Origin of the sequence: Actinomadura oligospora ATCC 43269, from assembly GCF_000518265.1 — a bacterium.
Classification (GTDB): Bacteria; Actinomycetota; Actinomycetes; order Streptosporangiales; family Streptosporangiaceae; genus Spirillospora; species Spirillospora oligospora.
Map to the genome: position 1 here is coordinate 94,805 of NZ_JADG01000003.1, position 19,548 is coordinate 114,352.

At 73.0% G+C, this 19,548-nt stretch carries 19 protein-coding genes; 5 read left to right on the forward strand and 14 right to left on the reverse strand.

Translation table 11 applies throughout. The features are described from left to right. Positions 1 to 113 precede the first annotated feature (113 nt). The gene (locus P696_RS0100490; protein ID WP_026410810.1) at positions 114 to 677 is read left to right on the forward strand and encodes a rhodanese-like domain-containing protein; all 564 of its coding nucleotides are present in this window, start codon (positions 114 to 116) and stop codon (positions 675 to 677) included. A gap of 97 nt (positions 678 to 774) precedes the next feature. On the opposite strand, the gene P696_RS0100495 is transcribed toward P696_RS0100490, so the two are convergent. The 4 genes from P696_RS0100495 to P696_RS0100510 form a co-directional block, all read right to left on the reverse strand. Continuing rightward, positions 775 to 2,391 (reverse strand): MFS transporter, encoded by a 1,617-nt coding sequence (locus tag P696_RS0100495; RefSeq protein WP_026410811.1) that lies wholly within the window; start codon positions 2,389 to 2,391, stop codon positions 775 to 777. A 111-nt stretch (positions 2,392 to 2,502) separates the two neighbouring features. After that, complete coding sequence (locus P696_RS0100500; protein WP_051466469.1) at positions 2,503 to 3,897, reverse strand: FHA domain-containing protein; 1,395 nt, start codon at positions 3,895 to 3,897, stop codon at positions 2,503 to 2,505. Then, on the reverse strand, positions 3,894 to 4,331 hold the full coding sequence (locus P696_RS0100505) for a hypothetical protein (RefSeq protein ID WP_026410813.1): 438 nt from the start codon (positions 4,329 to 4,331) through the stop codon (positions 3,894 to 3,896). Before P696_RS0100505 ends, P696_RS0100500 begins: the two co-directional genes overlap by 4 nt. 16 nt (positions 4,332 to 4,347) lie before the next feature. After that, the gene (locus P696_RS0100510; protein WP_245627456.1) at positions 4,348 to 5,874 is read right to left on the reverse strand and encodes a hypothetical protein; all 1,527 of its coding nucleotides are present in this window, start codon (positions 5,872 to 5,874) and stop codon (positions 4,348 to 4,350) included. Positions 5,875 to 6,091: 217 nt separating this feature from the next. Here P696_RS0100510 and tsaA point away from each other — a divergent pair, with 217 nt between their 5' ends. Continuing rightward, positions 6,092 to 6,577: a tRNA (N6-threonylcarbamoyladenosine(37)-N6)-methyltransferase TrmO gene (gene tsaA, locus P696_RS0100515; RefSeq protein WP_245627457.1), complete on the forward strand. Its 486-nt coding sequence runs from the start codon at positions 6,092 to 6,094 to the stop codon at positions 6,575 to 6,577. A 25-nt stretch (positions 6,578 to 6,602) separates the two neighbouring features. On the opposite strand, the gene P696_RS0100520 is transcribed toward tsaA, so the two are convergent. After that, positions 6,603 to 7,349, reverse strand: a complete 747-nt coding sequence (locus tag P696_RS0100520) for an NADPH-dependent F420 reductase (protein ID WP_026410816.1) — start codon at positions 7,347 to 7,349, stop codon at positions 6,603 to 6,605. A 172-nt stretch (positions 7,350 to 7,521) separates the two neighbouring features. Here P696_RS0100520 and P696_RS42235 point away from each other — a divergent pair, with 172 nt between their 5' ends. Next, complete coding sequence (locus P696_RS42235; RefSeq protein ID WP_051466473.1) at positions 7,522 to 8,349, forward strand: helix-turn-helix domain-containing protein; 828 nt, start codon at positions 7,522 to 7,524, stop codon at positions 8,347 to 8,349. Between the two features lie 7 nt (positions 8,350 to 8,356). Here P696_RS42235 and P696_RS0100530 read toward each other — a convergent pair whose 3' ends face one another. Further along, positions 8,357 to 9,679: a DUF1479 domain-containing protein gene (locus P696_RS0100530; protein WP_211245569.1), complete on the reverse strand. Its 1,323-nt coding sequence runs from the start codon at positions 9,677 to 9,679 to the stop codon at positions 8,357 to 8,359. A 95-nt stretch (positions 9,680 to 9,774) separates the two neighbouring features. Between P696_RS0100530 and P696_RS0100535 the strand changes: the two genes are divergently transcribed. Beyond that, positions 9,775 to 10,893 (forward strand): ROK family transcriptional regulator, encoded by a 1,119-nt coding sequence (locus P696_RS0100535; protein WP_026410818.1) that lies wholly within the window; start codon positions 9,775 to 9,777, stop codon positions 10,891 to 10,893. Positions 10,894 to 11,072: 179 nt separating this feature from the next. Here the strand turns inward: P696_RS0100535 and P696_RS42240 are convergent, their stop codons facing one another. From P696_RS42240 to P696_RS0100560, 4 genes are all read right to left on the reverse strand, one after another. Beyond that, a complete protein-coding gene (locus P696_RS42240; protein ID WP_157429443.1) occupies positions 11,073 to 12,242 on the reverse strand; it encodes a cytochrome P450 in 1,170 nt (389 codons plus the stop codon). Then, positions 12,242 to 14,566 carry an FAD-dependent oxidoreductase gene (locus P696_RS51890; RefSeq protein WP_051466477.1) on the reverse strand — a complete coding sequence of 775 codons (2,325 nt, stop codon included), beginning with the start codon at positions 14,564 to 14,566 and terminating at the stop codon, positions 12,242 to 12,244. The genes P696_RS42240 and P696_RS51890 overlap by 1 nt, the downstream gene beginning before the upstream one ends. Positions 14,567 to 14,644: 78 nt before the next feature. Next, positions 14,645 to 15,319 (reverse strand): enoyl-CoA hydratase-related protein, encoded by a 675-nt coding sequence (locus P696_RS0100555; protein ID WP_026410819.1) that lies wholly within the window; start codon positions 15,317 to 15,319, stop codon positions 14,645 to 14,647. Between the two features lie 2 nt (positions 15,320 to 15,321). After that, entirely contained in the window at positions 15,322 to 15,993 is a 672-nt protein-coding gene (locus tag P696_RS0100560) for a TetR/AcrR family transcriptional regulator (protein WP_026410820.1), read from the reverse strand. A 151-nt stretch (positions 15,994 to 16,144) separates the two neighbouring features. Here P696_RS0100560 and P696_RS0100565 point away from each other — a divergent pair, with 151 nt between their 5' ends. Beyond that, positions 16,145 to 16,561: a hypothetical protein gene (locus P696_RS0100565; protein WP_026410821.1), complete on the forward strand. Its 417-nt coding sequence runs from the start codon at positions 16,145 to 16,147 to the stop codon at positions 16,559 to 16,561. 183 nt (positions 16,562 to 16,744) lie between these two features. Here the strand turns inward: P696_RS0100565 and P696_RS0100570 are convergent, their stop codons facing one another. Genes P696_RS0100570 through P696_RS0100585 form a run of 4 tightly spaced genes read right to left on the reverse strand, consistent with a single transcriptional unit; the run spans position 16,745 to position 19,526 of the window. Next, positions 16,745 to 17,635, reverse strand: coding sequence for a cytochrome c biogenesis CcdA family protein (locus P696_RS0100570; RefSeq protein ID WP_026410822.1), 891 nt, complete (start codon positions 17,633 to 17,635; stop codon positions 16,745 to 16,747). Then, positions 17,632 to 18,372: a DsbA family protein gene (locus tag P696_RS0100575; protein WP_051466479.1), complete on the reverse strand. Its 741-nt coding sequence runs from the start codon at positions 18,370 to 18,372 to the stop codon at positions 17,632 to 17,634. Before P696_RS0100575 ends, P696_RS0100570 begins: the two co-directional genes overlap by 4 nt. Positions 18,373 to 18,421: 49 nt before the next feature. Beyond that, positions 18,422 to 18,922, reverse strand: a complete 501-nt coding sequence (locus P696_RS0100580) for a hypothetical protein (protein WP_245627458.1) — start codon at positions 18,920 to 18,922, stop codon at positions 18,422 to 18,424. A 52-nt stretch (positions 18,923 to 18,974) separates the two neighbouring features. Continuing rightward, on the reverse strand, positions 18,975 to 19,526 hold the full coding sequence (locus tag P696_RS0100585) for a hypothetical protein (RefSeq protein ID WP_026410825.1): 552 nt from the start codon (positions 19,524 to 19,526) through the stop codon (positions 18,975 to 18,977). Positions 19,527 to 19,548: the final 22 nt, after the last annotated feature.

A 19,548-nucleotide genomic window follows, 5' to 3' on the forward strand; every position in this document is an offset into this window, starting at 1 on the left:
GCCGCCCTTTCGGGCGTTCGGCGGTCCCGATTCTCCAACCCCCCATGTCGAAATACCCCGGCCGGTATCCTACGGTGGGCCGACATCCCGGAAGAAAGAGAGTTCGTCACACCATGGCCATCACCTCCCTCACGCCCGAGCAGGCCCAGACCCGCCTGTCCGAGCTGACCGTCGTCGACGTCCGGACCCCGGGCGAGTTCGCCTCCGGGCACCTGCCGGGCGCCCTCAACGTCCCGCTGGACAGCCTCGACCAGGCCCTCGACGCCCTCAAGGCCGCCGCCGGGCGCGGCCCGCTGCTGGTGGTCTGCGCGTCCGGGGCCCGGTCCGGCCAGGCGTGCGAGCGGCTCTCCGCGCTCGGCGTCGAGGTCGCCACCCTGTCCGGCGGCACCCAGGCGTGGGCGAAGGGCGGACGCGACGTCCACAAGCCGGGCGGGCGCCGCGAGATCTGGGCGATGGACCGCCAGGTGCGCTTCACGGCCGGTTCCCTCGTGCTGGCCGGGGTCGTCGCGGGCGCGTTCTGGAAGCCCGCCCTCGTCCTGTCCGGCGGTGTCGCCGCGGGGCTGGTCTACTCGGCCGTCTCCAACTCCTGCGCCATGGCCGCGATGCTCTCCAAGCTCCCGCACAACCGCCCCCGCACGGGTGACCTCGACGCCGCCCTCGCCGCCCTCAAGGGCTGACGAACCGGGGAACGGACAAGGGCGGCGGCGCGGGGTGCCAGAGGGATGGCACCCCGCGCCGCCGCCCTTCACGTTCGTCCGGACGGCCGTCCCGTTGTTACGTCTCGGCCGTGGCGACGGCCGGGACCACCTTCGGCGCGGACGTGCGGGTCTCGACGCCGAACACCGCGACCGCGATGACGGCGAGGACCAGCGGGACGACGCCGAGCAGCGCGGTCAGGCCGATGGACGGCGCGGCGATGCCCGAGACCAGCAGGATCGTGACCAGGACGCCGCCGAGCTTGCCGACACCGGCCGACAGGCCCGAGCCGCGCGAGCGGATCCGCGTCGGGTAGATCTCCGAGCTGTAGGCCGCCAGCACCGACGCGATCACGCTCGTCCCGACGATCGGGCCCGCGAGCAGCACGTACAGCCAGTCGCGGTGCTTGGCCAGGTCGTCCCCGGCGAAGGTCAGCACCCCGAGCGCCGCGGCGACCAGGGCGGTGAACAGGATGATCGTCTTCTTCGCGCTCCACAGCCCGTAGAGGGCGGAGGCGAGGAACACCAGCGGCAGGCCCAGCAGCGCGGAGTCGCGCAGCGCCCGGTCCGCGGTGGCCTGGGGGAGCCCCAGCTTCTGCAGGTTGGACGGGATCCACAGCTGGAACCCGTAGGTGACCAGCCCGATGCCGAGACCGAGGACGACGACCGCGGAGGTCAGGCCGGTGAACGGCGGGCGGAACAGCCGTCCGAACCCGCCGTGCCCGTCGGCTCCGGCCTCGGGCTCCGGCTCCGGCTCGGTGGCCTCGACCAGGGACGCGCCGTAGCGCGCCATGACGGCGCGCGCCTCCTCCTCACGCCCGTGCGAGAGCAGGAAGCGCGGCGACTCGGGGATCCAGTGGTTCAGCAGGATCAGGACCACCCCGGTCGGCATGCCCAGCAGCCACAGGATGCGCCACGAGTAGGTCGGGACGAGCTCGGACGACAGCCAGCTGGTCACGACGTAGGCGAGGGCGAGCGTGCCGCCGATGAGCACCATCAGCCAGCCGCGGTGCCGTCCCGGGATCGTCTCGGCGAGCAGCGAGAAGGTGATCGGGAGCATGCCCCCGGCGCCCGCGCCCATCAGGAAGCACATGGCCAGGTTCCAGCCGAAGGACGGCATCGCGCCGCACGTCGCCGTGGTCACGAACAGGACCCCGGCGAACAGGATGGCCGCGCGCCGCCCGATGCGGTCGCCGAGCCAGCCCCACACGAACGAGCCCACCGCGGTGCCGCTGAGCCCGAAGAACGGCAGCAGCGCGACGGGCAGGTCGCCGTGCGGGTTGAGGGCCGACTTCAGCCCGTACTCCTTCGCCACGCCCGGCGCGGTGAACCCGAGCGAGATGGGCTTCATGGCGTCGATGGTGACGGCCGCGGTCAGGATCGCGATCAGCGCGATGTGCGCCGGGCGCAGCTTGGCGTCGCCCGCGGCGCGGACGCGCAGCTCGGCGGGCGGGGCCTTCTTCAGGAAGTCGCGCGGGACCAGGCCGTAGCCGACGGCCACCAGGCCCAGCACGATGAGGGCCATCCCGATCATCATCGGGGTGTCCATCGGCATGCCGTTGAGGTGGTAGTGCATGTCCTTGCCGTGCAGGTACATCGGCAGGTGCAGCAGCACACCCGCGACGCAGGCGGCGAAGCCGCCCCAGAAGAAGAGGGGGTGAGCGAAGGCAATGCCGCTCGAAGAGCGTGCTCGCATGGCGTGTGGTCGTCCTTCCGGACTCGGGGGGATGGCCAGAGCGGGGTACTTTGGGCTGGATGCGACGTGCGGGGTCCCCGTGCGGGGCGTGCTGGAGGATCGGACGTGTGATCAGGGTTCCCGGTTCGACTCGAATCGGAACGTTCTGGACACGCCGATGCGCGCGACCGTTCCCGGGGCCAGCGGCACCGGGGTGTCGGGAGGGATCCGCTCGAAGTCGGCCGCGCCGGGCGGCTTGACCGCGGTGCCGTTGACCGACCCCAGATCGACCAGGCGCACCTGCCAGCCGTCCAGCGAGATCAGGGTGTGCCGCCGGGAGATCGAGCCGTCGTCGTCGGTCAGCCGCATCGGGATCGCGCGCTTCTCGGCGACCTCGGTCGCGCGCCGCGGTTCCCGTCCGATGAGCAGGTCCGCGGTCAGCGGGACGGTCTGCCCGTCGTCGACCAGCAGCACGCCGAGCGGCGGACGCGGCCCCTTGAAGGGGGCGAGCGTCGCCTGCATCATCGAGATCCCGCAGACCGCGCAGTAGCGCGCCCGGGGATCGTTGAAGTGGTGGTTCTTGCAGTTCACGCCCAGCACGTGCGGCGGCTCGGGCATCGACCGTCCGGGCGACGAACCAGCCGACGAACCAGCCGACGACTTCGCGGCGGGCGCCGCGGAAGGCGACGCCGACGGTGAGGCCGAGGCAGACGCAGGGGACGCGGCGGGTGCGCCCGGCGAGCCCGCGCGCCGGGCGGCGGCGCCCGCGACCGGAATTCCCGGCCCGGGCCCAGGTGACGCGGAGGGCGACGCGGCGACCTTGTGCTCGATGCGCGTCCGGGGCGGCTCAGGTGCCGTCTCCGCCCGCGTCGCGTCCTGGCCTCTCGCGTCCTGCCAGCGCACGACCGGACGGTCGGCGTCCTTCCGGCCCTGTTCGGGCCGGTGCGGTTCCTGCTTGTTCGGGCGTGCGGCGCTCGCGGGCACGGGCAGCGCGCCCGCCACGCGGCGGCCCGTCTGGGCGATCTGGCGCAGCCCGCCGCCGTGCACGACGCCCGAGGAGAGCCGCAGGCGCGGGTCGACCTCTCCGGCGCCGGGCAGGACGAGGTCGAGCCGCACGACCGAACCGGAGACGGTCCGTTCCGTCCAGGCGTAGGAGGCGGTGCCGTCGATGCGGGTCTCGCGCCCGTCGGACGCCAGGACGCGCGCCTCGGCGCCCCCGCCGACCAGCACCGCGACCCCGCCGTCCGAGGTGGGACCGGCGGCGGCGCAGGCCAGCGGGCCACCGTCGCCCTCGTCCGCCGCCGACAGCACGCGGATCACCCGTCCGACCAGCTCACGGCCACCCTCGCCCGCCGCGGCGGCGTCGGCCAGGGCGGTCAGCAAGCCGTCGACGAGAACCGCCGCGGCGGACGGCCCCGGACGCGCGCAGACCAGCGACAGGTCCCCCTCCCGCGCGACCAGCCCGTCCCCGGGCAGCGGCCGGACGACGGGCGCGGGCGGGACGCCGTCCCGGGACGGCGCGGTCACAGGAGCCGTCCCCCGCGAAGCCGCCACTGCACGAACGGCACGCGCATCGGCCCGTTGGAGACCAGCCACACGCCGATCCACACGAACACGAACATCGTCACGAACGTGGACGCGGCGACCTTGCCGACGCCGGGCACGACCCCGGCCCGCAGCAGCAGGAACATCAGCAGGCCCTCGGGCAGGATCGTGACCAGCCCGAGAAGCGTCGGCCAGTCCTTGTCCCAGCGGAACTGCATGAGCAGGTGGTACAGCAGCTCCCAGAGGACGCCGACGACCGCCACCGCGAGCAGGATGAGGTACGCGGACTTGTACGTCGCGACAAGACCGCCGCCGGTGCCGGGAAGCACCGGGACGATCAGCGCGGTCAGCACCACGCCGACGGTGCCGAGCATGAACAGCCGGGTCTGGATCCGGCCGGCGAGAGTGGGGGTCACCTTCGCACTACTCCCTCTAGATCGAGCGGTTCAGGGCCCACTTCAGCCATTGGTTCGTCGAGCGCACCGGACCGAGCCGCTTGACGAACCCGCGCCTGGCGAGGTCGGCGGCGATGTCCAGCGCGGCGGTCTGCATGCCCATGAAGCTGTCCACGGCGAGGAAGTGGTTCCCGCCGGTGGCGGCGCCCGACGCGTACAGGGCGCCGTCGCCGCTCTCGGTGCCGAGCACCTCGAAGTTCGGCCCGACGGCGAGGCGTCCGGCGCCGTTGCGCCGCGCGCCGCCGTTCTGGAGCAGGTCGTCCAGGACGCGGTGCTCGGCCATGTCGGCCTCGAGGCCGGTGCAGTCGATGACGAAGTCGGAGACGATCCTGTTCCGGGCGCCGTCGTCGCCGCGGGTGTGGCTCAGCAGCCGTCCGTCCAGGGTGGGCTCGACCTTCTCGACCACCGCCTGGATCGGGTGGTACCAGCCGCCCTGCCTGCCCCGGCCCAGCTGCCCCTGCCAGCGGCGCAGCTTGGGCGTGGTGGTGCCGCCCACGGCCTTGACGATCTGCTTGCGCCGGTCGCCGTCCGCGGTCCGGTACTGCGCCTTGAGCTGGCCGCCGAACGCCGACTTGGGGAAGGTGAACGCCTGGTAGGCCCAGCCGTCCCCGCCCTTGCGGCGCATCCACACGCCCGGCCCGTGCGACCCCTTCACGTACGTGCGGAAGATGTGCACGATCTGCGTCTGCAACCCGAGCCGCTCGCGGTCGTCGATGAGCCGCTGCAGGACGCGCGAGGCGACGATCCCCGCGCCGCGCACCACGACCAGGCCCGGACGCGCCTTGAGGAACTCGTACACGTGCTCGTGCGGTTCGTAGGCGTTCACGACGCGGTGGTAGTCGTTGTAGGTCTCGCGGAACTCCTGCAGGTCGGGCAGGAACTTCAGGCCCGGGTAGCCGACCGCGAGGTGCACGTAGCGGGACCGGATGGCGATCCGCTTGGTCGGCGTCGTCCCGGCGGGCGGGGTGACCAGCGTGAAGTACCCGCCGCCCGCGCGGCGGCGCACCATGCGCACCTGCCCCTGGGCCAGCATGTCCCAGTACGCGATGCGCTGGGCCTCCTTGCGCACCGTCGCGAACACCGTCCCGGCGCGCGGGGCGAAGAAGTCGGCGAACAGCGGCTCGACCAGCACCTGCCACACGAGCGCGAGCGACTTGTCCTGCCACGCCTCCTGCATCGCGTACGACGGGAAGCCCCACAGGTTGTCGGGACGCGCCCCGGCATCCGACCGGATCCGTTCCCGCACCGGAAGCTGCGACACGCGGGTCAGGTACTCCCAGCTCTGCCACGGCGTCTCACTGGTGGACACCACCCGGATCGCCGACGCGGGCGCCCCCTGCACACGCAGGACGTCGGCCAGGATGAACGAGCCGAGCCCGCCGCCCACCGACACGAACGGCGTGTCGTAGATCGGTATGCCCGCCGCCGCCAAGGCCTGGTCGTACCAGACCGGCGTTCCGATCAGTTGCGGCGTCAGATCGCCGCGGGCATGAGCAGTCGACACGTGGTTGTCCCCCGGCAATCCGGCACCCCTGGAATATCGCGACATTTTATACAGAACTTATGTCGGCTAAGCGTCGTTACGGAGCCTCGGCGCGGCCCGGCGGCGGGTCTCGCCGACCCCTGCACTACCGTCCGTCCCGATGGCCTCGCGGCGGCGTCCGCTCGGTCATGAAGTTGGACGAAGCGAACCAGCCGCCCGTTCAGAACGGAGCCGACCTTTGCCCGAGCCGACCGAGAACCCCCGGCCCGACACCACACCACTCACCACCACGCGCGAAAGCGCGGCGCCGGGCATCATGGCACCCGACACCGCGCTGCGCCTCATCGGACGCGTCGAATCGTCCCTGTCCGACCGGGCGGACGCGCCCCGCCAGCCCGACGAGGGAGCGCCCGACGCGTGGCTGGTCTTCGAGGACCGCTACCTGCCCGCGCTCGCGGACCTGTCCCCGGGCGCCGACGTCCTGCTGCTCACCTGGCTCGACCGCGCCGACCGCGACACCCTCGCCGTCCACCCGCGCGGCGATGCGACCCGTCCGGTCACGGGCGTGTTCGCGACCCGCAGCCCTGACCGTCCGAACCCGATCGGCCTGCACGAGGTGCGCATCCTCGCCGTCGACGGTCCGCGCGTCCACGTGCGCAACCTCGAGGCCCTCGACGGGACGCCCATCCTGGACCTCAAGCCCCTCCTCACCTCGAACCGCTGATCCGGGGACGGTTGACGCGGGACGGTCAGCCGTCGCTCGGGAACCTGGCCTCACCCGCCCGCCGGCGCTCGGCGACCTCGACGAGCTTGGCGACCTGCCCGGCGGGGACGGTGACGCCCGGGGTCTCGAACGTCCAGCGAAGGAACTCCTCCACGCTCATCGCCGGAACGTCGCCGAGGTAGGGCAGGACGTAGACGGGGGTGTCCGGTTCGCTGCGCCAGCTGCCGGCCAGCGAGCCCATGTCCACCGCGTCGTAGCCGAGGACGTCGAGCAGGCGGACGGCCTCGGCCTTGGCGTGCTCGTCGTCGCCCGCGACGGGCAGCGCGCTGCGGTCCGGCGCGTCCGCGGGCCGGGCCAGGGTGACGATCTGGTGCGGGGTGATGTTGTTGAACGCCTTGACCACGCGGGAGTCCGGCAGGTGGCGTTGCAGCAGCGCGCTGGAGGTCAGCTCGGCCTCGTCCAGCTCGGACAGGTGACCGTCGCGCTCGGGGTAGTAGTTCGCGGTGTCCAGCACCGTCTTGCCGGTCAGGGCCTCGGCGGGAAGCCGTTCGAAGGCCGTCAGCGGGACGGCCGCCACCACGAGGTCGGCGGCGCGTGCCGCCTCCGCGGCGGTCGCGGCGCGCGCGCCCTCGCCCAGCTCGGCGACGAGTTCGGCGAGCGTCTCCGGGCCGCGCGAGTTGCTGAGGACGACCTCGAGACCGGCCGCGAGGGCCAGCCGCGCCACCGAGGCGCCGATCATTCCGCTGCCGATGAGTCCGAGCGTCTGGGACACGCCTGTCTCCGTTTCGTCGTGCTGTCGTGGAAGCGCCGAACGCCGGTCGGCGTTCGCGTTCGCGTCGGCTTGCGCGTGACAGCCTGCGACGGCCTCGTTCGCCGAACCAGGTCCGTGTCCCGCGTCCTCACGTCGTGATCACCCTGCGGGCGTCCGACGTAGGCTTCTCCGCGTGGACGACCGGACCGAGCTGAGCGAGTTCCTCAAGTCACGCCGCGCCCGCCTGCGGCCCCAGGACGTCGGGCTCCGCGACCACGGCCGCGTGCGCCGCGTCGCGGGCCTGAGGCGTGAGGAGCTGGCCCTGGTGGCGGGCGTCAGCATCGCCCACTACACCCGCCTGGAACAGGGCAGGGGCGACGGCGTCTCCGACGAGATCCTGGACGCCGTCGGAACCGCGCTGCGCCTGGACACCGACGAGCTGGCCTACCTGCACCAGATCGCGCGCCCTCCGCGGCGCTGCTCGGCCGCCGCCTCGCCCGAGGTGCCCGCGAGCTTCCGCTACCTGCTGGAGTCGTTCGTGATGACACCGGCGCTGGTGGTCGGCAGGCACGGCCAGATCCTCGGCTGGAACCGGCTGGCCGTCGCGGTGTTCGGCGCTTTCCCCGCACTGCCGGAGGACCGCCGCACCGTGTCACACCTCCTGTTCACCGTCCCCTCCCTGCGCGAGCTGTACGGCACGGGCTGGGAGGACGCGGCGCGTGAGCAGGTCGCGCAGCTCCGCGTCCTGTTCGGACGGCATCGCGGGGACGCCGCGTTCGTCGGGCACATCGCCCGCATGCGGGAGCTGAGCACCGACTTCGCGCGCCTGTGGGACGAACGCCCGGTCGCCCGCGTCCGGTCCCGGGTGCACGTGCTGCACCACCCGGTCGTCGGCGAGCTGACCCTGCACCGCGAGCTCGTCGCGCCGCCCGAGGAGCCCACGTGCAGCGGGCTGGACCTGTTCGCCGCCGAACCGGGCTCGCCGTCCGAACAGGCCCTGCGCAGACTCACGGCCCTCTAGGGCGGCGTCAGTCGAGGTCGAGGCCGAGGCCGCGGCGTCCGGTGGTGTTGAGGTCGGCCTCCCGGACGCGGTCGGGCCAGGCGCGCTCGTAGTGCTCGTCCGGGAAGTCCGACGGGCTGGAGCCGGTGGCGAACGCGTCGCGGACGTCCGCGGCGTAGCGCTCGTTGCGCGGGCACCACGGCGCGGCCGGGATGTACATGACGTTGCCCCAGCCCATCTGGCCGGTGACGGGCGCGACGCTGTGGATCATGTCGCAGTGCCACCAGACCGAGTCGCCGGCGCGGACGTCCGGGATGCCGGTGAGGGCCTCCATGAGCGGCGGGTGCCACCGCTCGCTCGCGGGGAAGACCTGGTTGACGGTGACGCCGCACATGTCGTCCTCGGGGACGTCCGGCAGCAGCGGACGCAGCATCAGGTACGCCATCGCGCCGGGGATCGGGACGGTGTGCAGGACGCCCTGGTCGTGGTCCATGTCCGACAGGGCCGTCCAGCCCTGGAAGGTGCGGAAGGCCGAGCACATGGTGGTGCCGGGGTACTGCGGGCCGTCGGTGCGGTGGGCGGCGTCCCACGGGTCGTACCGTTCGACCGTGCCGTCGAACAGGTGCCGGAAGGCCCGCTGGTAGGCCGAGGTCATCCACAGGTCGAGCGTGCCCGGGTCCAGGTGGGCGCCGAGGCCGCCCGAGTCGGCGCCCGGCGGGCGGCGGCGGATCCGGTCGGGGTAGAGCGAGTCGCGGTCCGGGTCGAACCACCGGACGCCCTCGGACTCGTGCTTCCACAGCGCGTTCAGGAACCTCTGGACGCGCGCCATCCGGTCGCTCTGGCGCGCCTGCATCTGCGCGTGGGACCAGTAGACCGGGTAGATCTCCGGCCTGGACCCGACGCTGCCGAAGAAGTCGTCGCCTGGCCCCCGGTACGCCTCGAAGAAGCCGTTGCGCTCGGTGTAGTCGACGATGTCGCGGTCCCAGGCGAGGGCCTGTTCGCGTGGGAAGTGGCCGCGGACGACGAGGCAGCCGCGCCGCCGCAGCGCCCGGACCGTCTCGTCCGGCACGGTCCCGGCCTGGACGTCGGCGTAGTCGATGACCGGCCAGACCTCCTCGCCCCGCTCGCGCGCCGCGGCGATGTCGGCGACCTCGGCCCGGACGGCCCGTTCGACGACGGCGAAGACCTCCTCGACGGTCCGGCCCGAGGCGGCGATCCGGGCGCGCAGAGCCCGCTTGACCTGCCGGATCGCGCCGGGCAGGTCGTCCGGGGTCCGCTCCCAGTGGGGCAGCGCGGGCAGCGGCGTGTTCGCCAGAACGGCGGGGCTGTTCGCGTCGGCGGGTCGGGTCACGGTGGCGGGCTCCTTCAAGGCAGGGCTCCTTACTTGAAACGGACATTACGCCCCGGAATCCCTTCTAGGCAAGGCTGCTTACTAGAATCCGGGCCATGACCCCCTCGAAGCCCACGCTGGACCTGGTCCGGAACGTGACCGACGAGCACGTCCTGCGCGCGCTCATCCGGCACCGGAGGATGACCCGCGCGGAGATCGCGGCCGAGACCGGCGTCTCCCGGCCGACGGCGGGCGAGAGCGTCCGGCGGCTGGTCGAGGCGGGCCTGGTGGCCGACTCGGGAGAGCGCACGCCCGGCGGACGTGGACGCGGCCGGGTCGGCTCCTACTACGTCCTCGCCGACGCCGCCCGGACGGCCTGGGCGATCAGCGTCGCGCCCGAAGGGGTCGTCGCCGAGGCCGTCGACGTCCACGGCGAGACGGTCGCCCGCGCGAGGGAGGGCTCCGGGCCGTCCGCCGCTCCCGACGACGTCGCCGCGGCCCTGCGCGCCGTCGCCGAACGGCTCGCCGCGGAATCGGGAACCCCGGCGTCCCTGGCCGTGGTGAGCGCGGCCGACCCCGTCGACCGCGCCACCGGCCGCCTCGTCCACCTGCCCGACTCGCACTTCCTCATCGGGGAACTCGACCCGCCCGGCATCCTCACCGGCCACGTCACAGGCCCGGTGACGGTCGACAACGACGTCAACTGGGCCGCCCGCGCGGAACTCGCCGCGAGCCCCGGCGACGACAGCTTCGCCTACCTCTACCTGGGGGAGGGCCTGGGGTGCGCGCTGGTGAGCGACGGCCGTGTCCTGCGGGGGAACCGCGGCCTGGCGGGCGAGGTCTCCCACCTCATCACCACCGGCCCCGGCGGACGGGCCGTCGCGCTGATCGAGGTTTTCGGCCTGCTCGGCCTGCGGCGGCCGGGTTCCACCGCCATCGACCCCGAGCGGCTTCTGAACGCGGCGACCGGCTCCGCCTCGGTCCGCGCGGCGCTCGCCGAGGCGGTCGGCGGCGTCCTCACGGCCATCGCCTCGCTCACCGACCCCGAGCACATCGTCGTCGGCGGCCCGTGGGGCCAGGACCCGGACATCTTCGAGGCGCTCCAGGACGCGACGTCCCGCAACCCCCGCGTCCCGGTCCTGCGTCCGGCCTCCGTTCCGTCGGCGGCGTCCATCGCCCTCCGCGCCGACGCCCTCGCCCGCCTGCGCGACAGCATCCTCGCCGCACCCCGCTGAGGGGCCTCACGCACAGACAGCAGGGCCGCCGCGCTCGGCGATGACGTCCGCGACCTGTACCTGGCCGGGCTGTGCGCCATCATCCGTCCCATCGACGAGGTGCTCAGCGTCGCCAACCCCTACCCCGACGGCGTCGCCGCCCACCTGGCCCGCCTCACCTTCGGCGCGCGCCCAGGCGACTAGCGGCGCGGGTTCCAGGCGACCGGGACGGCGACCGGGCCTCCCAGGATGGGGAGGTGGTCCTGGGTGTCGATGTCCCCGCGCGGGACGGCGAGACGCAGGCCGGGCAGTGCCCGGAGCAGGCTCGTGAGCGCGATCTGGCTCTCCAGGGCGGCCAGGCCCGAGGCCGGGCAACGATGGGCGCCCTTGCCGAAGGAGAGGTGCGGTCCCTCGTCGCGGCGCAGGTCGAGCCGGTCCGGGTCGGTGAACCGCAGCGGATCACGGTTGGCGTCGCGCAACATGACGCAGAGCTTGTCGTGGGGCGCGAGGGACACCCCGCACGCCTCGATGGGCTCGGCCGGGTAGCGCGGGGACGCCTGCCGGTTCGGGGTGACGAAGCGGAGCAGCTCCTCAGTCGCCAGGGGCGCCAGGTCCGGGTGGGCGCGCAGGTCGGCGAGCTGGTCGGGATGGTCGAGCAGCACGAGGACGGCCTGGGCGACGAAGCGCGCGACCGACTCCATGCCCGCGATCACCAGCTGCCCGAGCGCGGCGGTCAGCTCGTCGCGGCTCAGGCCGTCGGGCCTGCCCTCGGCCTCGACCAGGGCGCTGACCAGGTCGGCGTCCGGACGGCGGCGCTTGGCCTCGATGACGTCCTCGAGCAACGCGATCAGCTCACGGTGGTTGGCCGCGTTGACGTCGCGTTCCGGCGAGCCCACCGGGACCGCGGTCATCCCGGCGGTGAAGAGCGGACGGCGCAGGTACCGGCGCCCGAAGTCCGCCGGGAACCCCGCCGACCTGCACAGCGTCTCGACGGCGAAGGGGTAGGCGAAGTCCTCCACCAGCTCCGCGGTGCCGCCCGAACGGACGAGACCGCGCACCAGCCGGTCCGCCTCGTCCTGGACGAGGCCGCGCAGGGCCTGGGTGCGGTGCGAGGTGAACGCCGGTGCGATCAGGCGGCGCAGCCGGGCGTGGTCGGGATCGTCGGTGAACAGCATCAGACGGCCCAGCTTCGGCCGCACGTCCGGGGCGAGCCAGGACGCTCGCAGCTGTTCGGGGCGAGCCCACCGGTCCATGTCGTTGCGCAGCCGCTCGTCGGTCAGCAGCGCCTCGCCGCAGGCGTATCGCGTCACGAGCCAGTGCGGCGTTCCGTGGATGTCGCGGCCGTGACTGATTCCGTGGGACTCGTGCATCACCCGGCCGCCCGTCCGGCCAGGGAGGCGCGGAGCGCCGGCGTGTCCCCGGCCACGTCGCCGATCGTGACGTGGGCGCGGAGCAGGTGCCGCTCGGTGCCCGGCGGATACGCCTCCCGCGTGTGCAGCAGGGCCCGGTTGTCGGCGAGGACGATGTCGCCGACCTGCCACTGGTGCGCGTACATGTGCCGGGGATCATAGATCGCGTCCCGGATCCGCCGGACGGCCTCGGCTTCGTCGCAGCCGTCGGGCGCCCGATGCAGCGTGGTGCGTGGCGGGTTCAGGATGTGGACGCCCTCGGGCACCGGCTCGGTGAAACGCAGCGTCGGGGCGCCGGTGTGCGGATGGTCGACGACCAGCGGGCACGTCCGCGACAGCATCTCGCCGCGCAGAGGACGCTCGTACCGGAAGGTGAGCGTCCGCCACAGCGCGACGGTGTCGGGGTCGGTGTTCGCGATCACGCTGGTGGTGTCGCTGAACAGCGTCGCGCCGCCGTCCGCGCCCGAGCCGACGGACTTCAGGCACTGGAAGATCTGGATGTCGGGGGTGTCGGGCTTGTACACGCCGTCCCAGTGGATCGGCATGAAGCCGGTGTCGTTGACGTGGTCGTCCGGTTCGGCCCGCGCCACCACCGACGCGACCGGCTCGTCCCCCCACACCACCAGCGGCCCGAGCCCGCGAGCGAACGCCTCGAACCGGTCAGGGGACGACGCCCCGGCGAACCCGCGCAGCAGGACGAGGCGCTCGCGCAGGAGCAGCTCCTTCAGCCATTCCGGCGCCAGCCCCTTCAGGTCGGTCGTGCCGTCCGGCGAGAGCCGCACCCCGAACGGCGTCAGCCTGCGCTCCCGGACGGCGGGCCTGGCAGCGGACCGCGCGGGCGTTCCGTTCCCCGCGTGCGGCAGGTCGCGGACGGCGCGGAGCAGCACGGGCAGGGTCTCGACGACGGGCGCCCGATCCCACAGTGCGTGCAGCGGACGCCATCGCGCGTCGTCCGGGGACTCGACGAGGTGGCGCGCGGCCACGCCGAGCAGCGCCTGGAGGTCCCGATCCCAGGGCGCGGTCACGCCCTCGGCGGGCAGCAGGACGTCGATGAGCATCTGCATCCGGCCGCCGAGCGCCTCCTCCAGGGACGGCGTGACGACCGGCCTCGTCGGACGCCACGGCTGGGCGTCGAGCGAGAGGGCGCCGGTGAGGTGCCCGGCGATCAGGTCGGCGATGTGGGGAGCCAGCAGCACCCCGTTGCGGTACGCGGCGGTGGCGGCCAGCACGCGGGGATCCTCGGTGGGACCGACGAGCGGCAGGTGGTCGGGCGTGTACGGGCGATGCCCGACGCCGACGGACGCCAGCTCGCGATGGTAGACGCCGGTGTTCAGCTCGTCCCCGACGCTCTGCACCACCGCGAGGATCTCCTCCAGGGCCGGAGCCGTGGACGTCTCGCCGGGCGGTGTCAGACGGTTCGTGGAGCCGAGGTAGGCGGCTCCGCCCGCCCGTGGCACCAGGTGGGCGCCGCAGGCGAAGCGGCGCATGGGCGTCCGCACCGTCGTCGGCAACGCGAACCCGGTGTCACGCACCAGCACGCTGACGCCCTTGCCCGCCAGGATCGGCGGCAGGCCGAGCGACAACCCCGGAGACGCGTCGGCAAGCGCGCCGGTGCCGGTGCCCGCCGCCAGGACGACCCGTTCCGCCTCGTACCGTTCGTGGTTCGCGCACCGGACGACCAGCGGCCCCTCGGAGCCACCGTTCCCCGGTTCCAGAGCCACGGCGGTGGTGTCGGCCCATTGGACGTTCTCGCGCGCGGAGAGCAGGTGGGACAGGGTCTCCAGCAGTTCACCGCTGTCGACCGACGCCTCGTCCGGAAGCCACAGCGCCGCGTGCGCCGGGCAGGTGCGGGCGGGGGACAGGCCGGGAACCTCGGACGGCGGATGCGGTTCCGCCGACGCGCCGTGGTCGCGCGCGGCCCGCGCGGCCGTGTCCAGCGCCTCAAGGTCGCCGGTGCCGTGGGCGGTCGCGACCAGCCATATCCCGTTGGTCATCGTGACCGGGCGTCCGCTCTCCGACCGGAGCCGCGTCAGCCAGTCGCCGTAGGCGGCCCGCGCGGCGGCCCGGTGCGCGATCTCCGCCGTAGCCGACAGCGGATCGTCCTCGGCGGTCGTCTCACTGAACGGCGCCAGCATCGCCCCGGACGCGGCGGACGCCTGACCCGCGTGGCATCGCGGGCCCACCAGCAGCACCCGCATCCCCAGTCCGCTCACCGCCCGGGCGGTGGACAAACCGATGATCCCGGTGCCGATCACGGCGACGTCGGCGAGGTTTCCTGGGCCCACCGGTCACTCCTCTGCGCGGTCACCGTCAGTCACGGAAGCTCGCGGCCTATATCCCCAGATATCGCACAGAGTAAGCGGTCACATGCGAAGAGTGTCCATTTCGCTGGTGAGCGCGGTGACGACCGTTCCGTGCATGGTCTCCTTGATCTTGCCGAGCGTGCCGCGGTCCTTTCCGGCCAGGTCGCGGACCCTGGCGATCGCGGCGTCCAGCAGGCCGGCCTCCTCGGCGACGTCGTCGACGATGCCGTGGCGTGCCGCCAGGTGCCCGCCGAAGCGCTGCCCGGTGGTCATCGCCAGGGTCGCGGCGGAGGGCGTCAGCCTGCTCTGGACCAGAGCGGCCATACCGGGCGTGAACGGCATGAGGATGTCGACCTCGGGAAGGCAGTAGTAGCCGCGGTCGGCGCGCATGATCCGGAAGTCGTGCGCGGTCGCCAGCATCGCCCCGGCGCCGAACGCGTGCCCGTTGACGGCCGCGATCGTCGGGACGGGCAGGGTGAGGAAGCGCGCCAGCAGCGCCTGCACCTCCGCCACGTACGGGACGAGCCGGTCCCCGTTCGCAGCGAGCCAGTCCAGGTCGAGTCCGTTGGAGAAGAACTTGCCCCGGCCCGCGGTGACGAGGGCGGCGGGCCCGGGGTGGTCGACGACGGTGTCGAGATGGGCGCGGACGCTCTTCATCCAGTCCGGCGAGAACCGGTTCATGTCGTCGCCGAGGTCGAGGATGAAGACGTCGCCGTCGCGGCGCAGTTCGGGCATGGTCAGTCCTTCTTCTCGGGCTCGGCGGGCGCGGGCCGTCCGCCGCGCGCAGGGGGTGGTGGAAGTGCGAGGACGGCGCGGACCGCGACGTCCAGCCGCCGCCGGACGTCCGCGCCGATGACCGGCGGCCCGCCCGCGGACGGCCCGGTCAGCGCACGGTGGAACACGGCGGTCGGCAGGTCGACCAGGCACAGCGTCATCACCTCGACGCAGGCCCCGTCGCCGCGTCCCCACAGGTCACGGGCCAGCCGGACGAGCAGCCGGACCAGCCGCTCGTCCTGCGCGAGCATGGCCGAGGCGAGCTCGTCGGGCACCTTCGGGCCGAGCAGCTCGTCGCGCTTCACGCGCGCCAGCATCCGCGCCGCCGCGGGCCGCCGGTCGGCGAACTCCGCGAACGCGCTCGCCGCCGCGGCGACCGCGTCGCCTCGTCCCCCCGAGGCCGACGCCGCGTCGGCGAGCTCCTCCTGCAGATCAAGGAAGGCGCCCGCCGCCCGCAACCACATCTGGCCGAGCAGCACGGGCAACGACCCGAACGCGTGGTAGATCGCGCCGTTGGACATCCCGGACGCCGCCGCGAGCCCGCGGATCGTCACGCCGCCCAGCCCGGCGTCGGCCGCCAGCCGCTCGGCGACATCGAGCAACTCGTCGAGACCATGCGTCCGCGGCCGTGGCATGCCCGGGACTGTAACAGAGCACTCGCTCTGTAACCGTGTCCGGGGTCCGAGCCCAGACGGCGCACCGGCTCCGGCGGCGCCCGCCGGGCTCGGCCATCGCGGGAATTTCCGCGGTGCCCGCGAAGTCAGGGCCGCGCTACGCTCCTGACGCGTGGAACCGATCTTCGAACTCCCCTCCGGTTCTCCGCTGTCCGCGGCGGTCTCGGAGGAGTGGAGCCTGATCCCGCTGCGCGTCCCGCCCGGCTGGAACGTCATCTACAACACCCTGATGGCCTGCCGCCTGGCCGACGGCCGGATCGAGGTCAACGACTCCGAGGACCTGTACTGGGCGCGCACCACCCCGCCTCCGTGGTTCACCGCGGAGGAACTCGCGGAGAGCGATGACCTGCGGGCCCGGGAGTTCAACCTCGACATCGGCTGGTACGGCGCGTACGGCTTCCGCGTCGTGCTCCTCGACCCGGGCTGGGACGACATCCGGGCCTCCCACAACACCTTCGACGTCGACGACCTCGTCGCCGTCACCGAGAGGTGGATGCGGATGGTCAGCCAGGGCAAGACGCCCGAGTAGCGCGAGGAGAACCTTGAAGGCCCAACCTCTCCGCCCTGACCGGGGCGGCCCCGGTCAGGGCGTTGCACCGTGAGCCGGGCGCAAGGGATCCACTTCGGGAAGCGGTGCCGTGTAGGTCACCGTGACAACGAACATGGCGGGAGCGTGCCAGGCGCCCACGCGGCACGCCACCCGATTTTCGCGTCACGGCCCTGGCGTCGGCCGGCATTCCGGTTCTGCGGACGGCTCGTCCTCCAGCGCGGCGAGCCGTGCGCCCTTCACGCCCCGCCACAGCAGAGCCACCGCGACCGCCGCCAGGACGGCGGCCAGCGTTCCCAGGACCCAGGCGTCCGGCAGGGCGTCCCCGATGCGCAGCGCCCGCTCCTCCGCCGCTGCCTCGGTGTCCTCGCCGACGAGGCTGGGGAGGACGACACCACCGTCGTAATACAGGAAGCTCGCCCCGATGGCGATGAACAGGATCCCGCCGACCAGCGAGGTCGAGTGCGTGCGGAGCCGCCAGAGGGTGATCGGCCGCCCGCGCAGCCACCGCCGGTGACCGAGGTCGAACCGGTCCCAGAGCAGCGCCAGGACGAACAGCGGGGCCGCCATGCCCAGCGCGTACACCGCCAGCAACGCCGCCCCGCGCACCGGTTCGCCCCCCACCGCCGAGATCGTCAGGATCCCGCCGAGCAGCGGCCCGGTGCAGAACCCCGACAACCCGTACACGGTCCCCAGCAACCCCACCGACAGGACGGAACCGGCGTCTCCGCGCCGTCCGGCGACCTGTCCGAGCCGTGTGAGGCCGAACCCGAGCCCGAGGATCTGCGCGACGCCGAGCGCGATGACCGTCCACCCGCCGATGCCGATCAGCAGGTCCCGGTGCCCGTAGAGCAGCCGTCCGGCCGCCGCGCCCGCCGCGCCCAGCGGCACCAGCGTCAGGCAGAGCCCGAGGTAGAACACGGCGGTGCGCCCGACGAGCCGCGTGTGGTCGGTGAAGGAGTAGGCGAAGAACGCCGGGACCAGCAGGGCGCTGCACGGGCTGAGCAGGGTGAGCAGCCCGCCGAGGAAGGCCGCGGCGTATCCGACGCCGTTCACCGGCCGCCCTTCGCCGCGTCGACGGCGTCGGCGAACTCCTTGAACGGCTGCGCGCCGAGGAGCGGCTTCCCGTTGATGATGAAGGTCGGCGTGCTCATGGCGCCCACGATGTACCCCTCGTCCCAGTCGTCCTGGACGGCCTCCTTGGTCTCCTCGCTGTTCATGTCCCGGCGGAACCGCTCCATGTCGGGGACGCCCGCCTGCCGCGCGAAGGCCATGATCTTGTCGTTCGCGAAGTCCCCGGCGTTGCGGCGGCGCGGCTTGGCGTAGAACAGGTCGTGCAGCTGCCAGAACCGTCCCTGCAGCGCCGCGGCGTACCCCGCGCGCGCGGCGTTCCGGGACTCGGGACCGAAGATGGGGAAGTTCCGCCACTCGATCCGCAGCACGCCCGTGTCGACGTACTCCCGGATCAGCCGCGGCTTGGTCTCGCGGGCGAACCGTCCGCAGAACGGGCACTGGAAGTCGGAGTACTCGATCATCACCACCGGGGCGTCGACCCGTCCGATCGCGTAGGGGTCGCCGTTCTGCCGGTGCGGCTTCCCCGGCTTTCCGTCGGTCGGCGGAGTGGTCAGCGGCGACGCGGACGCGGTCCCCTTCGCCGGGGGAGCGGCCGCCTTACGCGGCGGGTCGTCCCCGCCCCGCGTGAAGGCCAGCACCGTGATGAGCAGCGCCGCGACCAGCAGCGCCGAACCCCCGACGATCAGACGGCGCGACGCCGCCCTGTTCGCAGAAGACATTCGTGAACACCTCTCGATAGAGGGAAGCGGAAGGGCGGCCCGCCCTGGATCAGCCGCGAACGGCGACCGGGCAGGCGACCTCACCGGAAAGCCGCCGAACAGCGGCGAAACCCAAAAGCACGACTGAAAGCACCCCGAGCAACGGCTGAAGCGGAGCCCAGACCGTCAGCGCCCCCGAGGACCCGACGAAGACCAGCACCAGCTTGTTACATGTTGGGCAGCCGACCGCGAGAAACGACATCGCCCCGCCCAACGGCCCCAGACGTGTCGGACCGGAGCGCCCACCGGCATAGCTGGCGACGACCAGCCCACCGAGCACCGCGGTGGCCGCCAGGATCGGGTAGTTCCACCACTGCACCGGCACCGACCGTCCGAACACCGGATTGGGCACCACGTCGGTCGGAATCCCCACGACCAACGCGGACACGACACCCGCCGCCAGGGCCACCGTCCATCGACGGGCGGTCCACAGCCCGAGCGCCCGCCCGGCGAGCCCCAAGGCGGCCCGTGAGGTGGTGAACGCCCGTGCGACCGAGCGCAGAAGCATCATCGAACAAGAACTCCGTTCTGTCAGACCGGCATGACCGTCGAAAGACGGCCGCCTAGATCCGCAGAACGCAGAGACGCCCCACATCAGGGGGAGCCGACGGAGCGCACCCGTACGCCTGACCGGCCGATTCCAGGGAGCTGTCGCCCTCAGCGGGCGAGAGGACCGTCGCCACCTGCATGCTGGACGCGGCGGGCGCGATGGAGGAGTTCTCGGCCACCGCCTGCTTGGTGCAGTGCCCCTGCCCGGCCGCACCGCCCGAGCCGTCCGGCCGCGCCGACGCGCGCTGGACGGCATCGACGCGAACGGCGTCGTCGAACCGGCAGACCTGCACGTCCGCGCCGACCGACTGCGTGGCCGCGCCGACCGACCGCGCGGGCGCGTCGCCTGACCGTGCGGGCGCGCCGAACGACCGTGCGTCCGTGTCGATCGATCGTGCGGGTGCGCCGACCGACCGTGCGGACGCGTTCGCGGACGCGTTGACCGGATTCGTGGCTGCGCTGACGGACGCGATGCTCTTGCCCGCCTGGGTCAGGCATCCCACGACGAGGAGCGAGACGAGCGCGAGCAGCGCGAGGCGCAGCGAGGACCATGCAGGTTTCGCCATGAACCCGCGCTCCCCTCCTGCC